This window comes from Streptomyces roseolus (assembly GCF_014649855.1).
Classification (GTDB): Bacteria; Actinomycetota; Actinomycetes; order Streptomycetales; family Streptomycetaceae; genus Streptomyces; species Streptomyces roseolus.
Window position 1 is genome coordinate 206774 of record NZ_BMTV01000005.1, and the last position, 14088, is coordinate 220861.

Genomic DNA, 14088 nt, shown 5'->3' on the forward strand with positions numbered 1-14088 from the left:
CCGTCAGAAGTCCAGCGACTTCAGGTGCTCCACCGTCGCCGGGTCCGCCGGGAGCAGCGTCTCGATGGCCAGCTCGGCGACGGTCACGTCCATCGGCGTGTTGAAGGTCGAGATCGACGACACGAAGGACAGCACCCGGCCGTCGTGCTCGATCCGCAGCGGCAGCGCGAAGTACGGGTACGGCTCCGGGTCCGGCACGTCCTCCGGACGCGGCTCCGGCAGCGGATACGCCTTCACCTCCTCGTACACCGCGCGCAGCGCGTCCGAGCGGGCGAAGGCGATCTGCCGCTCCATCTGGGCCAGCAGGTGCGCCCGCCACTCCCGCAGGTTGTGGATCCGGGGCGCCAGGCCCTCCGGGTGCAGGGTGATCCGCATGACGTTCATCGGAGGCGTCAGCAGGTGCTCCGGCAGCCCGCCGAGCATCAGCCCGATCGCCCGGTTGGCCGCCACCACCGTGTACGCCCCGTCCACCACGAGCGCCGGATACGGCTCGTACCCCCGGAGCAGCCGCGCGATCCCCTCCCGCAGCGTCTCCAGCTCCGGCGCGTCCAGCGTCGACTCCGCGTACCGGGGCGCGTAACCCGCCGCGAGGAGAAGCGCGTTGCGGTCCCGCACCGGCACGTCCAGGTGCTCCGCGAGCCGCAGGATCATCTCCTCGCTCGGCCGCGAACGACCCGTCTCGACGAAGGAGATGTGCCGGGCCGAGGAGTCCGCGCGCAGCGCCAGCTCCAGCTGGCTGAGCCGCCTCCGCTCGCGCCAGCCGCGCAGCAGCGGCCCGACGCCCGTGTCGCTCACCACTGTCGTCATGCGCAGACGGTATCCCAGAGGGGCGACCCGGGTACGTACGCCTGGGGAGCGTCCGCACCACGAACCCCGCCCCGCGCACGACCGACCGGAGGGAGCACCCCTGTGTCCACGCAGCCGCTGTCGCAGAAGGAGATCGAGGACCGCCTGCGGGAGCTCCCCGGCTGGTCCGTCGAGGACGCCCGCCTGGTCCGCTCCTACCGGCTCCCCGACCACTTCGCGGCCACCGCCCTCGTCGTCCACATCGCCCAGGTCCAGCAGGAGCTGAACCACCACTCGGACCTGACGCTCGGCTACGACACGGTCGCCCTCGCCGTCCACACCCACTCGGCCGGCGGCGCCCTCACGGAGAAGGACTTCGCGCTCGCCGAGCGCGTCGAGGCCCTCGCCCCCGGCCACGCCGCCGACTGACGCGACGTCACCCGGGGAAGCCACCCCGTACGATCGCCGCCATGGCGGACACCCTGCTCGACTACGAGACCGAGGCGGCCCACTACGACGAGACCCGCGGCGGCGTGCCCCGGGCGGAGGCGGCGGCCGCGGCCGTGCTGCGCCTGGTGCCGCCCGGCGCCCGCACCCTCCTCGACCTCGCCTGCGGCACCGGGCTCGTCACCGAACGGATCGCCCGGCCCGGCCTCGAAGTCCTCGGCGTCGACGCCGCCCACGCCATGCTCCTGGCCGCCGGACGGCGCCTCCCCGGCCGGGTCCTGCGCGCCGACGCCCGCCGTCTGCCGTTCCCCGACGCGAGCCTCGACGCGGTCAGCGCGGTGTGGCTGCTGCACCTGGTGCCGTTCACCGAGGAGATCGTCGCCGAGGCCGCGCGGGTGCTGCGCCCCGGCGGCGTCCTCGCCGTCACCGTCGACAAGGACGCCGCCCACGACGTCGGCAGCGACATCGACGCCCTGCTGCGCCCGCACCGCGCGTCCGGCGCCGCCCGCGACCGGGCCGGACGCGTCGAGGCCCTCGCCGCCGCGCACGGCCTCGCCCCCGCGGGCGCGACCGCCTTCACCGGCCACGGCCAGGGCGCCACCCCGGAAGGCACCGCCCGCAAGCTCCGGGCCGGCCACTACGCCTCCTGGTTCCGCGGCGACCGGGCGACGACGGACTCCCTGGCGACCGCCCTGGCGGCCCTCCCGGACCAGGCCCGTCCCCGCCCGGCCCCGGAGTACCGCCTGACCTCCTACGCCAAGCCCGTCCCTTCCTGGACCGCCACCCGCCCCCCGGCCAGCTCCAGCCGGCGGCCGCCGAAGCGGTCGCGGAACTCACGGTCGTGCGAGACCGCGACGACCGTGCCGGGGAAGGCGGCCACCGCCTCCTCCAGCTCCTCCACCAGGGCGGGCGCCAGGTGGTTCGTGGGCTCGTCCAGGATCAGCAGGTCCGCGGGGCGGGAGACCAGCAGCGCCAGTTCGAGGCGCCGGCGCTGGCCCGCGGAGAGCGCGGCCACGGGGACGGCGAGGTCCTCCTCGCGCAGCAGTCCGAGGGCCAGCAGCTCCGGGGCGTGCTCCTCGGGCGGCCCGGGCCTGCCCTCCGCCCAGACCGCGAGGGCGGTCCGCCGGGTGGGGGAGTGCGGCAGCTCCTGCGCGAGGTAACCGACCCGGCCGGTGCGCCGCACCACCCCCTCCTCCGGGGCGAGTTCACCGGCCAGCAGTCGCAACAGGGTCGTCTTCCCGGCCCCGTTGGGCCCGGAGACCAGCACCCGTTCGCCGGCCCCGATCCGCACCCCGTCCACGGCGAGCCGCTCGCCGACCCGGACCCCCTCGCACTCCACCAGCACGTCGGCGAGCGTCCCGTCCCCGGTGAACCGCCCGCCGAACCGCAGCGGTTCGGGCGGCGCGGCCACCGGCTCCCGCAGCAGCTCCTCAAGGCGGCGGCGGGCCGTCCGCACCTGCCCGGAGAGCTTGTTCTCGCTGGAGCGGCGGTGCTTGCCGAAGCCCTGGCGCGGATCCTTCCCGGTCACCGCCAGCCGCTGCCCGGCCGCCGCCACCAGCTCCTCCGTGCGGGCCACCTCCTCCCGCCACTCCTGGTGCTCCTGCGCCAGGCGGCGCCGCTCGGCCGCCTTCGCGGCCCGGTAGCCGGCCCAGCCGTCCCCGTACCGCAGCACGGTCCGCCGGTCCCGGTCGACCTCCAGGACGGTGGTGGCGAAACCGGTGAGGAAGGAGCGGTCGTGGGTGACGACCAGCGCGGTGCCCCGGTGCGCGGCGAGCCGCCCGCGCACCCAGTCGACGGCGTCGCGGTCGAGGTGGTTGGTCGGCTCGTCGAGCAGCAGCAGCTCGGCGCCGGAGGAGAGCACGCAGGCCAGCGCCAGCCGGGCCTGCTCGCCGCCGGACAGTCCGGCGAGCGGCCGGTCGGCGGTGACGTGGCCGAGGCCGAGGGCCTGGAGGGAGGCGGCGACCTCGGCGTCGGCGCGGTAGCCGCCGCGCTCCTCGAAGCGTTCGAGGAGTTCCCCGTACGCGGCGAGCTCCTCGGCGCCCGCCTCTCCGAGCCGCTCCTCGGCGGCCCGCAGCTCCGCCTCCATCGCGCGCAGTTCGCGCAGGGCGAGGTCGACGACGTCCTGGACGGTGTCGTCGGGGCCGACGGGGTACGTCTCCGGCAGGGTCTGGGCGAGCCGGGCGACGGCCCCCGGGAAGCGGACGAGGACCTCGCCCTCGTCGGGGGACAGGCCGCCGTCGAGCAGCCGGAGCAGGGTGGACTTGCCGGAGCCGTTCTCGCCGACGACGACCGCCTTCTCGCCGGGGCGGACGGTGAACGAGACCTGGTCGAGGACACGACGGTCGCCGAAGGCGACGCCGACGTGACGGAGGGTGAGCTGAGCGCGCTCGCGCATGGGTGTTCCTCTGGTGGGTTCGCGGAATCAGGGCACACGAAGCCGGCCCACGGCCGCGACGGCGGCCGGGCCGGTACCCGGAATCAGAGGAAGTAGTAGTGGAACGCACCCATACGTCGAGGCTAACAGCCCCCCGCGTCCCGGCGCCGCCCTTTTTCACGGGGCACGACACGTTTGCCGTACCGGCAAATTTTCTCGCGCTTCCGGCCGCCCCGGCGCACGCTGGTGCCATGACCCAGCATCGCGAGACCCACGCGCCGCACGGCGACCACGGCGGCCACTCCCACACCCACGGCCACACGCACGCGCACTCCCACGGGCACGACACCGGGCTCGACTGGGGCCGGCTCGCGCCGCTCCTGGAGGCACAGGCCGAGGTGGCGGGCGGCGCCTACCGCGAGGCCGCCGCCTGGCTCGGCACCCTCGTCCCCCCGAGCGGCGTCCGCCGGCTCCTCGACGTCGGAAGCGGCCCCGGCGTCATCACCGCCGTGCTCGCGGACGCGTTCCCGTACGCCGAGGCCGTCGCCGTCGACGGCACCCCGGAGCTCCTGGAGCGGGCCCGCGCCCGCGCCGAGGCCCAGGGCCTCGGCGCGCGCGTCAGCACCCTGCGGGCCGAGCTCCCGGAGGAGACCGGCAGCCTCGGCGAGGCCGACCTGCTGTGGGCCGGGAACTCCCTGCACCACATCGGCGACCAGCGCGCCGCCCTCGCCGACTTCGCGAAGCTGATCCGCCCGGGCGGCCTGATCGCCCTCGTCGAGGGCGGGCTCACCCCCCGCCACCTGCCCCGCGACATCGGCATCGGCCGCCCCGGCCTGGAGGCCCGCTTCGACGCCGAGCACGCCCACTGGTTCGCCCGGATGCGCGCCGAGCTGCCCGGCTCGACGCGCGAACCGGACGACTGGCGCGCCCTGTTCGTCTCCGCGGGCCTCACCCCGGCCGGCACCCGCACCTTCCTGGTGGACGTGCCCGCGCCCGTCCCGCAGGTCGTGCGCGAGCTCGCCGTCAGTCACTTCGGGCGGCTCCGCGAGGGCTTCGGCGAGCACCTGGACGCCGAGGACCGGGCGACCCTCGACCGGCTCCTCGACCCGGCCGACGAGCAGTCCCTGCACCACCGCACGGACCTGTTCCACCTGACGGCGCACACGGTCCACACCGCCCGCAAGGGCTGACCGCCCGGGGGCTTTCAGGAGGGCACCGGCTCCAGCCGCCACCACTGGAACGGCGAGTCGGTGTCCTCCCCCTGGCGTATGTCGGCGCCCTCGGCCGTCGAACCGTCGGCCACTTCGAGGAGCAGCCCGCTGATGAAGCTCACCAGCGTGACCGTCCCGGGCGACTCGACGTCCTGCTCGATGATCCACTCCTGGGCGCCGAAGTTGTTCGCCCGCCACTGCTGGATGAGCGCGCCCGGCTCCGTGGAGGCGTTCACGACGTCGAGCCGCTTCCCGCTGGCCGCGTTGACCAGGTGGTAGAGCCCGCCGCCGTTCGGCACCGCGGACACCTGCCACCGCTGCCCCGGCGCGTCCGTCCCGGCGCCCTGCTGCACCTTCGCACCGCCGCGCCGCGAACCCGCGTACACCTCCAGGACCAGGCCGCTGCCCACGTTCCGCAGCCGGTACAGCCCGTCCTGGACGGGGGCGGTGCCCCCGTCGACCCTCCCCTGCACCACGGGCCTCAGGCGCCCGCGTTGAACTCGGCCGGGTTCGGCCCGAGGCGCCGGCCCTCGTCGAGCGCGGCGATCGCGGCCATGTCCTCCGCGTCCAGCTCGAAGTCGAAGACGTCGACGTTCTCCCGGATCCGGGACGGGGTCACCGACTTCGGGATGACCACGTTGCCCGTCTGGAGGTGCCAGCGGAGCACCACCTGCGCGGGGGACCGCCCGTGCTTGCGGGCGACGGCGACGATCGCGGGCACCTCCAGCAGGCCGCGGCCCGAGCCCAGCGGCGACCACGCCTCCGTCGCGATGCCGAGCTCGGCGTGGAGCGCGCGGGACTCGGCCTGCGCCAGCTGCGGGTGCAGCTCGATCTGGTTCACCGCCGGCACCACGCCGGTCTCGGCCGTCAGCCGCTCCAGGTGCTCGGGGAGGAAGTTGGAGACGCCGATCGCCTTGGCGCGGCCCTCGCCGAGGATCTTCTCCAGGGCCCGGTAACTGTCGACGTACGCGTTCTTCGCCGGGGTCGGCCAGTGGATCAGGTACAGGTCGACCTCGTCGAGGCCGAGCCGCTCCAGGGAGGCGTCGAAGGCCCGCAGGGCGGAGTCGTACCCCTGGTCGCTGTTCCACAGCTTGGTGGTGACGAAGAGCTCCTCGCGGGGGATCCCGGAGGCGGCCAGGGCCTTGCCGGTGCCCCGCTCGTTCTCGTAGATCGCCGCCGTGTCGATGGACCGGTAGCCGGCTTCGAGCGCGGTGGCCACCGCCTTCTCCGCCTCGTCGTCCGGGACCTGCCAGACGCCGAAGCCGAGCTGCGGCATCGCCACGCCGTTGTTCAGGGTGACCGAGGGGATCTTGCTGTCCGTGCTCACGTGGGATGGGTCCTTACGTCGTCGTGCTCGTGGCTCGTGCGCGGGCGGGCGCGCGAACGACCGCCCCTCGACCCCAACGATCACGCGCCCGACATCATTCCGGCCACCGCGCCACGGCCGTACGGCCGTTCCGTCAGCCGTACAGCGCCTCGACCTCCGCGGCGTACGCCCGCTCGATCGCCTTCCGCTTCAGCTTCAGCGACGGGGTGAGCAGCCCGTGCTCCTCGCTGAAGGGCCGGGCGAGGATGCGGAACGTACGGATCGACTCGGCCTGCGACACGAGCGTGTTGGCGGCCACCACCCCGCGCCGGATCTCCGTCTCCAGGTCCGGGTCGCGGACCAGCTCGGCGGGGGAGAGCGGCGCCCGGCCCTGGATGGCCAGCCAGTGGTCCACCGCCTCCTGGTCCAGGGTGACGAGGGCCGCGATGTACGGACGGTCGTTCCCGACGACCAGGCACTGGGCGATCAGCGGGTGCGCCCGCACCCGCTCCTCCAGGCCGGACGGCGCCACGCTCTTGCCGCCGGACGTCACCAGGATCTCCTTCTTCCGCCCGGTGATCGTCAGATAGCCCTCGGCGTCCAGCGCGCCCAGGTCGCCGGTGGCGAGCCAGCCGTCGTTCAGGACGGCCGAGGTGGCGGCCGGGTCGCCCAGGTAGCCGGCGAAGACCTGGCCGCCGTGGATCCACACCTCGCCGTCCTCCGCGATGTGCACGGTCGTGCCCGGCACCGGCCGGCCCACCGTGCCGTACCGGACCCGGCCCGGCGGGTTCGCGGTCGCCGCCGCCGTCGTCTCCGTCAGGCCGTACCCCTCGAAGACGGTCACGCCGGCGCCCGCGAAGAAGAGCCCGGTCCGCCGGTCCATCGCCGAACCCCCCGACATCGCGTACCGGATCCGCCCGCCGAGCGTCTCGCGGACTTTGCCGTACACCGTCTTGTCGAAGAACTGGTGCTGCATCCGCAGCGCCGCCGACGGGCCGGGGCCGAGGCCGAACGCCTTCTGCTCCAGCGCCTCCGCGTACTTCACGGCCACGTCCACCGCCTTGTCGAAGACGCCGGCCCGGCCGTCCGCCTCCGCCCGGCGGCGCGCCGCGTGGAAGATCTTCTCGAAGACGTACGGCACGGCCAGGACGAAACTCGGCCGGAAGGACACCAGGTCGGGCAGGAGCGCCGAGGCGGTCATCGACGGCTGGTGGCCCAGCTTCACCCCGCCGCGCACCGCCGCGACCTCCACCATCCGCCCGAAGACGTGGGCGAGCGGCAGGAAGAGCAGGGTGGAGGCCTGGTCGCCGGGGCGCGAGCGGAAGACCGGTTCCCAGCCGGCGAGCAGGGCGTCGGTCTCGACCATGAAGTGGCCGTGGTGGAGCACGCAGCCCTTGGGCCGGCCGGTGGTGCCCGAGGTGTAGATGACCGTCGCCACCGACTCGGGGGTCACGGCCCGCCGGTGCCGGTGCACGACGTCCTCGTCGATGGACGCTCCGGCGGCGGTCAGTTCGGCGACCGCGCCGGGACCGGCGTCCTCGCCGGGGTCGAGCTGCCACAGCCGCTGGAGCCTGGGCAGCCGGTCCACCACGGACCCGATGGTCATGGCGTGGTCCTCGTGCTCGACCACACAGGCGGTGACCTCGGCGTCGTGCAGCATCCAGTGGACCTGGTCGGCGGAGGAGGTCGGATAGACCGGCACCGGCTGGGCGCCGAGCGTCCACAGCGCGAAGTCGAAGAGCGTCCACTCGTAGCGGGTACGGGACATGATCGCGACCCGGTCGCCGAACCGCACCCCGTGCGCGACGAGCCCCTTCGCCAGCGCCAGCACCTCGTCCCGGAAGCGGGCGCAGCTGACGTCCTCCCACTCCCCGTACGGCGTGCGGCGCCCGAAGGCGATCGCGTCGGGGGTGGCGTCGGCGCGGGTGAAGACGGCGTCCGCGAGCCCGCCGCCGAGCGGGGCCGCCTCGACGGGTGGCACGGTGAACTCACGCACGGACCTGCTCCTCCCTCGACGGCTCGGTGGCTGAAAGGGGCCGCCGCGACGGCTGCGGCGCCGTGACCGTACCCCAACCGGGCGGCCCGCGGCAGGACCTTCACCAAGCCGCGACATTCACCGTTCGTACAGGTCAGGGCGGGTGGGCGGGCAAGTGACCGGCGAAGGTCCCCGGTCGCGTACCGTCCGGTAGGTCCGGTCGTCCCGAAGTCTCCACGGAACCCCCACCGCCCCCGCACGCCGCCGTGACCGGCCGGTATCCGACGAAGCCGGTCCGGGCCGGAGGGCCCGACGGCCCGGCCCGGCCGCCCGGGCCTCCGGCTCGGGCCGGGCGGTCACGGGCCGAACGGTCACACGCCGGGCGGGTGCCGTTCGTCGGGGCGCCGGAGGCCGTCGCCGCCCTCCAGGATCGCCTCCGCCAGCGCGTCCGCGGCCTCCTGCGTCGCCCCGCCCCGCCGCCCGTGCCGGAGCACGAAGTCCACCCCGCCCAGCTCCGGCAGCCCGGCCCTGGCGGGTACGGGGACGAGCCCGGGCGGCACCAGGCCGCGCGTGTGGGCCATCACGCCGAGCCCCGCGCGGGCCGCCGCGACGTTGGCGCTCAGGCTGGAACTCGTGCACGCGATCCGCCAGGCCCGGCCCTCCGCCTCCAGCGCGGCCAGCGCCCGCGCGCGGGTGATGCCCGGCGGCGGGTAGACGATCAGCGGCACCGGCCGCTCCGGGTCGAGCCGCAGCCCCGGCGCCCCGATCCACACCAGGACGTCGCTCCACACCAGGAGCCCGCCGTCGCCGTCCGCGCCCGCGCCCCGCTTCGCCAGGACCAGATCGAGCCGGCCCGCCGCGAGCCGCGCCTCCAGCGTCCCCGAGAGCTCCACGGTCAGCTCCAGGTCCACCTCGGGGTGCGCCCGCCGGAAGGACTCCAGGATCTCCGGCAGCCGGGTCGCCACGAAGTCCTCCGAGGCCCCGAACCGCAGCCGCCCGCGCAGCCGCGTCCCCGCGAAGAAGGCCGCCGCCCGCTCGTGCGCCCGGAGGATCGCCCGGGCGAACCCCAGCATCGCCTCCCCGTCCCCGGTCAGCTCCACGCTGTGCGTGTCCCGCGTGAACAGCGGCCGCCCGACCGCCTCCTCGAGGCGTCGCACGTGCTGGCTGACGGTCGACTGCCGCACCCCGAGCCTGCGGGCGGCCCCGGTGAAGGAGAGCGTCTGCGCCACGGCGAGAAAGGTGCGCAGCTGGGCGGGCTCGTACACGGGACGAGGCTATCGCGATCCGTGATGACAGTCAGTGCGCTGTACGGGATTCCCGATGACCCCGCCGTGGACCAGGATGGACACCGAACCGCCCCCTCCCCCCGAGAACCACCGTGGAGCCATGACCCGCCGCCGCACCTTCCCGCCTCCCTGGCTGCCGGTCGACGGCTACCTCCTCGCGCTGCTCGGCACGGTCGGCCTCGCCGTCCTGCTGCCCGCCTCCGGGACGGGCGCCACCGTCGCCGAGTCGGCCGCGACGGCCGTCGTCGCCTTCCTCTTCTTCCTCTACGGCGCCCGGCTCTCCACCCGCGAGGCCCTCGACGGCCTCCGCCACTGGCGGCTCCACCTCACGGTCCTCGGCTGCACCTTCCTCGTCTTCCCGCTGCTCGGCCTCGCCGCGCGCGCCCTCGTGCCCACGGTCCTCACCCCCGAGCTGTACACCGGCTTCCTCTTCCTCTGCCTGGTGCCGTCGACGATCCAGTCCTCGATCGCCTTCACGTCGATCGCCCGCGGCAACGTCCCCGCCGCGATCTGCGCGGGCTCCTTCTCCTCGCTCGCCGGGATCGTGCTGACCCCGCTGCTCGCCGCGGCGCTGCTGGGCGGCAGCACGGGGGGCCTGTCGGCCGACTCCGTCCTCAGGATCGCCCTCCAGCTCCTGGCCCCCTTCCTCCTGGGCCAGCTCCTGCGGCCCCGCCTGGGCGGCTTCCTGCTCCGCCACAAGCGGGTGCTGGGGCAGGTGGACCGGGGCTCGATCCTGCTGGTCGTCTACACGGCCTTCAGCCAGGGCATGGTCGCGGGCATCTGGCACCTGGTGACCCCCGGCCGGCTCGCCCTCCTCCTCGCGGCGGAGGCCGTCCTCCTGGCGGTGATGCTGACGCTGACCTGGTACGGCGCGGGCCGCCTCGGCTTCGACCGGGCCGACCGGATCGCGATCCAGTTCGCGGGCTCGAAGAAGAGCCTGGCCGCGGGGCTGCCCATGGCGAGCGTCCTCTTCGGCCCGCACGCCTCGCTCGCGGTCCTCCCCCTGATGCTCTACCACCAGCTCCAACTCATGACCTGCGCCCCCCTGGCGAAACACCGGGCCCGGCACGCGGAACCGGCCTTGCGCGCCGACCGCGCCCGCCGTCCCTGTGGGCATACGTCCCGCTAGGGCGGGACGGGTGGGCACAGGGAGGGCGCCCCGTTGCCGGGCCAAGGCTTCCTGCGCCTGAACCCGCACCCCGAGTGCGGCGCCGTACCGGTGCGGGTCCAGGTGCAGGTGCAGGTGCGGAGGCACCCGCAGAAGCTGTCGTTCCGCCCCGGCCGCAGGCGCGTCACACCATCACGCGGTCGGGGTGCGTGTAGACGTTCATGTCGGGCCCGCGGAGGAAGCCGACGAGCGTCAGGCCCGCCTCCGCCGCCAGGTCGACCGCCAGGGACGACGGCGCGGAGACCGCCGCCAGCATCGGGATCCCCGCCATCACCGCCTTCTGCGCGAGTTCGAAGGACGCCCGGCCGGAGACCAGCAGGACCGCGCGGTCCAGGGGGAGCAGGTCCTCCCGCAGCGCGCGGCCGACCAGCTTGTCGACCGCGTTGTGCCGCCCCACGTCCTCCCGTACGTCGAGCAGCTCGCCGTCCTCCGTGAAGAGCGCCGCCGCGTGCAGCCCGCCCGTCGTGTCGAAGACCTTCTGCGCCGCCCGCAGCCGGTCCGGCAGCCCGGACAGGAGCGCGGGGGAGACCCGTACCGGCGGGGTGTCGGCGATCGGGAAGCGGGCCGTCGTCCGCACCGCGTCCAGGCTCGCCTTGCCGCACAGCCCGCACGACGAGGTCGTGTAGACGTTCCGCTCCAGCGTGATGTCGGGGACGGCGACCCCGGGCGCCAGCTTCACGTCCACCACGTTGTACGTGTTGGTCCCGTCCTCCTTCGCCCCCGCGCAGTACACGATGGACCGCACGTCCGCGGCGGAGGCCAGCACGCCCTCGCTCACCAGGAAGCCCGCCGCCAGCGCGAAGTCGTCGCCCGGCGTCCGCATGGTGATCGCGAGCGGCTTGCCGTTCAGCCGGATCTCCAGCGGCTCCTCCGCCACCAGCGTGTCCGGCCGCGTGCTCACCGCGCCGCCCCGGATGCGTGTGACCCGCCGTCGCTCGGTGACCCGTCCCATCCCCGCCGCCTTCGATTCTTCCGGTGTTCCTGCCCCTGACCGTGTCATTCTGCGCCACCCCCGCCCGGGCCGCCGGATCCGGTGCGCCGCCTGACCCCTTGTCACGGTCGGCCAAGCCATCCGGGTGAATCTTGGTGGTTTACGTCACCTGTTACCCATCAGTCGCTGGCAACACTGGGTGGTTCCTGCCGCTGAACGAACCATCGAGGGGGTCCCGGGATGACGGGCACTCGCATCGCCGCGCTCGGGCACTACCAGCCCGCCAAGGTACTGACCAACCACGACCTGGCCGAGCTGGTCGACACGAGCGACGAGTGGATCCTCAGCCGGGTCGGCATCCGCACGCGGCACGTCGCCGGGCCCGAGGAGCCGGTCGACGAGCTCGCCGCGCACGCCGCGGGCAAGGCGCTGGCCGCCGCCGGCCTCGCCCCCGGAGACGTCGACTACGTCATCGTGGCCACCTCCACCGCGATCGACCGCTCGCCCAACACGGCCGCCCGGGTCGCCGCCCGCCTCGGCATGGCCTCGCCCGCCACCCTCGACCTCAACGTGGTCTGCGCCGGTTTCACCCACGCGCTCGCCACCGCCGACCACGCGGTCCGCGCCGGCGCCGCCCGCCGCGCCCTGGTCATCGGCGCCGACAAGATGACCGGCGTCACCGACTGGACCGACCGCACCACCTGCGTCCTCACCGGCGACGGCGCCGGCGCCGTCATCGTGGAGGCGACGGAGACGGACACCGGCGCCATCGGCCCGGTCCTGTGGGGCTCGGTCCCCGAGATGGGCAACGCGGTCCGCATCGAGGGCACCCCGCCGCGCTTCGCCCAGGAGGGCCAGAGCGTCTACCGCTGGGCCACGCAGAAGCTCCCGGCCCTCGCCCGCGAGGTCTGCACCCGCTCCGGGATCGTCCCGGATGACCTCGCCGGCGTCGTCCTCCACCAGGCGAACCTCCGGATCATCGAACCCCTCGCCGCGAAGATCGGCGCCGTCAACGCGGTCGTCGCCCGGGACGTCGTCGACTCCGGCAACACCTCCGCCGCCTCCGTGCCGCTCGCCCTCGCCAAGCTCGTCGAGCGCGGCGAGCTGCCGTCCGGTGCCCCCGTCCTCCTCTTCGGCTTCGGCGGCAACCTCTCCTACGCCGGCCAGGTCGTCCGGCTGCCCTGAACGACCCCGTTCGGCGGAGTGCGAGGGGGAGCCCGGTGGCGGCGCCCCCGGGGCGCGCCTAGCTTCGATCGCGGTGGGGGTGCCCGAGCCCGCGCCGCGAACCGGAGGACCGCATGCGCGCGATACGTACCGTTCCCGCCGCCCTGACCGCCGCCGCGGCCCTGGCGCTGTCCGCCGCCCCCGCGGCCTCCGCGGACGACGGAACCGACACCGGCCCGGGCGCCGGAGCCGACATCGGACCGGGCGCCGGCAGCGGAGCGGGCATCACCTCCTTCGGCTTCTCCGTCACGCCCCGCACCGTCGCCCCCGGCGGCACCGTCACCCTGACCGCGGACGGCTGCGAGGTGCCCTCCGTGACGGTCACGTCCGGCGTCTTCGACACGGTGACCCTCACCGAGGGCCGCCCCGGCCGGGCGACCGTCGACCTCGACGCCGAGGCCGGCGCCGCGTACGAGATCGCCTTCGACTGCAAGGGCGAGCGCGGCACCACCACCCTGACCGTCGCCCGCGCCTCCGGCCCGCCGCCCGCGCCGGTCACCCCGGCGCACCCGACACCCCCGCACAAGGGCGTGAAGGCCGGCTTCGGCGGCTCCACCGGCTCCGACGCGCTGGGCGCGGCCGAACTGGCCGCCGGCGCCGTCCTCATCGCCGCCGCGGCCGGCTCCGCGCTCGTCCTCGCCCGCCGCCGCCCCTGAGACGGCCCCTCCGTCCCGGTGTGACGAGGTCCGGGACGGAGGGGCGACCAGCACCCATCCGAGGAGAGGAGGCCCGAGGCGGTGGACAGCGCGTACGGCCGGCGCGGCGCCTGGGGCCTCGTCGCGGTCCTCCTCCTCGTCGGCGTCCACCTCGTCCGCGGCGGTACGCAGCAGCTCACCGCCCCCGGCCCGCCCCGCCCCCTCGCGGCCGACGCCCCGGCCCCCGCCGCACCCCCGCCGCCGCCCCGCGCCGGCCTCCCCGCCTCGGCCCCGCTCGCCGTCACGATCCCCGCGATCGGCATCGACGCCCCCCTCACCCGGATCGGCCTGGACGCGGACGGCTGGCTGGAGGCCCCGCCGCCGGAACACCCCGGCCGCGCCGGCTGGTACGCGGGCTCGGTCACCCCCGGCGAACCCGGGACCGCCGTCGTCACCGGCCACGTCGACACCCCCGCCGGCCCCGCCGTCTTCCACGCCCTGGGCGCCCTCACCCGGGGCCGCACCGTGGAGGTCCACCGCGCCGACGGCCGCACGGCCGTCTTCACCGTCCACGCCGTGGAACTCCTCCCGAAGGACGACTTCCCGGCCGACCGCGTCTACGCCTCCACCCGCGCCCCCGAACTCCGCCTGATCACCTGCGGAGGCCCCTACACCCGCGCCACCGGCTACACCGGAAACGTCGTCGTCTCCGCCCGCCTCACCGGCCTCCGCGCCTGACCTGACG

At 75.0% G+C, this 14088-nt stretch carries 13 protein-coding genes and 1 pseudogene; 7 read left to right on the top strand and 7 right to left on the bottom strand.

Annotated features, from left to right (window positions below; all coding sequences use genetic code 11):
• Positions 1-3 precede the first annotated feature (3 nt).
• Positions 4-807, bottom strand: a complete 804-nt coding sequence (locus IE245_RS08000) for a helix-turn-helix domain-containing protein (RefSeq protein ID WP_189946049.1) — start codon at positions 805-807, stop codon at positions 4-6.
• Positions 808-909: 102 nt separating this feature from the next.
• Here IE245_RS08000 and IE245_RS08005 point away from each other — a divergent pair, with 102 nt between their 5' ends.
• Together IE245_RS08005 and IE245_RS36775 are read left to right on the top strand one after the other, a co-directional pair.
• On the top strand, positions 910-1215 hold the full coding sequence (locus IE245_RS08005; protein WP_189946050.1) for a 4a-hydroxytetrahydrobiopterin dehydratase: 306 nt from the start codon (positions 910-912) through the stop codon (positions 1213-1215).
• A gap of 53 nt (positions 1216-1268) precedes the next feature.
• Positions 1269-1994, top strand: a pseudogene (locus IE245_RS36775) (class I SAM-dependent methyltransferase); the annotation flags it as partial.
• Here the strand turns inward: IE245_RS36775 and IE245_RS36780 are convergent.
• A complete protein-coding gene (locus tag IE245_RS36780) occupies positions 1985-3628 on the bottom strand; it encodes an ABC-F family ATP-binding cassette domain-containing protein (protein ID WP_229851132.1) in 1644 nt (547 codons plus the stop codon). The pseudogene IE245_RS36775 and the gene IE245_RS36780 overlap by 10 nt on opposite strands.
• 230 nt (positions 3629-3858) lie before the next feature.
• Between IE245_RS36780 and IE245_RS08015 the strand changes: the two genes are divergently transcribed.
• Positions 3859-4797 carry a class I SAM-dependent methyltransferase gene (locus IE245_RS08015; RefSeq protein ID WP_189946051.1) on the top strand — a complete coding sequence of 313 codons (939 nt, stop codon included), beginning with the start codon at positions 3859-3861 and terminating at the stop codon, positions 4795-4797.
• Between the two features lie 14 nt (positions 4798-4811).
• Here IE245_RS08015 and IE245_RS08020 read toward each other — a convergent pair whose 3' ends face one another.
• The 4 genes from IE245_RS08020 to IE245_RS08035 form a co-directional block, all read right to left on the bottom strand.
• The gene (locus IE245_RS08020) at positions 4812-5294 is read right to left on the bottom strand and encodes an RICIN domain-containing protein (protein ID WP_229851133.1); all 483 of its coding nucleotides are present in this window, start codon (positions 5292-5294) and stop codon (positions 4812-4814) included.
• 5 nt (positions 5295-5299) lie between these two features.
• Positions 5300-6094 (bottom strand): aldo/keto reductase, encoded by a 795-nt coding sequence (locus tag IE245_RS08025; RefSeq protein ID WP_189946148.1) that lies wholly within the window; start codon positions 6092-6094, stop codon positions 5300-5302.
• A gap of 184 nt (positions 6095-6278) precedes the next feature.
• On the bottom strand, positions 6279-8120 hold the full coding sequence (locus IE245_RS08030; protein WP_229851134.1) for an AMP-dependent synthetase/ligase: 1842 nt from the start codon (positions 8118-8120) through the stop codon (positions 6279-6281).
• A gap of 350 nt (positions 8121-8470) precedes the next feature.
• Positions 8471-9364 (bottom strand): LysR family transcriptional regulator, encoded by an 894-nt coding sequence (locus IE245_RS08035; protein ID WP_189946053.1) that lies wholly within the window; start codon positions 9362-9364, stop codon positions 8471-8473.
• Between the two features lie 121 nt (positions 9365-9485).
• On the opposite strand from IE245_RS08035, the gene IE245_RS08040 reads away from it, so the two are divergent.
• Positions 9486-10514 (top strand): bile acid:sodium symporter family protein, encoded by a 1029-nt coding sequence (locus IE245_RS08040; RefSeq protein WP_189946054.1) that lies wholly within the window; start codon positions 9486-9488, stop codon positions 10512-10514.
• Between the two features lie 163 nt (positions 10515-10677).
• On the opposite strand, the gene fdhD is transcribed toward IE245_RS08040, so the two are convergent.
• Positions 10678-11505, bottom strand: a complete 828-nt coding sequence (fdhD, locus tag IE245_RS08045) for a formate dehydrogenase accessory sulfurtransferase FdhD (protein ID WP_189946055.1) — start codon at positions 11503-11505, stop codon at positions 10678-10680.
• Between the two features lie 219 nt (positions 11506-11724).
• Here fdhD and IE245_RS08050 point away from each other — a divergent pair, with 219 nt between their 5' ends.
• From IE245_RS08050 to IE245_RS08060, 3 genes are all read left to right on the top strand, one after another.
• A complete protein-coding gene (locus IE245_RS08050) occupies positions 11725-12669 on the top strand; it encodes a beta-ketoacyl-ACP synthase III (RefSeq protein WP_189946056.1) in 945 nt (314 codons plus the stop codon).
• 113 nt (positions 12670-12782) lie between these two features.
• A complete protein-coding gene (locus tag IE245_RS37665) occupies positions 12783-13364 on the top strand; it encodes a hypothetical protein (protein WP_189946057.1) in 582 nt (193 codons plus the stop codon).
• Positions 13365-13445: 81 nt separating this feature from the next.
• On the top strand, positions 13446-14081 hold the full coding sequence (locus tag IE245_RS08060) for a class F sortase (RefSeq protein ID WP_189946058.1): 636 nt from the start codon (positions 13446-13448) through the stop codon (positions 14079-14081).
• Positions 14082-14088 lie beyond the last annotated feature (7 nt).

What these genes read in the sequence shown, in the direction of transcription:
- IE245_RS08000 (WP_189946049.1), bottom strand. Translation starts at nt 807, where the DNA reads ATGACGACAGTGGTGAGCGACACGGGCGTCGGGCCGCTGCTGCGCGGC.
- IE245_RS36780 (WP_229851132.1), bottom strand. Translation starts at nt 3,628, where the DNA reads ATGCGCGAGCGCGCTCAGCTCACCCTCCGTCACGTCGGCGTCGCCTTC.
- IE245_RS08015 (WP_189946051.1), top strand. Translation starts at nt 3,859, where the DNA reads ATGACCCAGCATCGCGAGACCCACGCGCCGCACGGCGACCACGGCGGC.
- IE245_RS08025 (WP_189946148.1), bottom strand. Translation starts at nt 6,094, where the DNA reads ATGCCGCAGCTCGGCTTCGGCGTCTGGCAGGTCCCGGACGACGAGGCG.
- IE245_RS08040 (WP_189946054.1), top strand. Translation starts at nt 9,486, where the DNA reads ATGACCCGCCGCCGCACCTTCCCGCCTCCCTGGCTGCCGGTCGACGGC.
- fdhD (WP_189946055.1), bottom strand. Translation starts at nt 11,505, where the DNA reads ATGGGACGGGTCACCGAGCGACGGCGGGTCACACGCATCCGGGGCGGC.
- IE245_RS08050 (WP_189946056.1), top strand. Translation starts at nt 11,725, where the DNA reads ATGACGGGCACTCGCATCGCCGCGCTCGGGCACTACCAGCCCGCCAAG.
- IE245_RS37665 (WP_189946057.1), top strand. Translation starts at nt 12,783, where the DNA reads ATGCGCGCGATACGTACCGTTCCCGCCGCCCTGACCGCCGCCGCGGCC.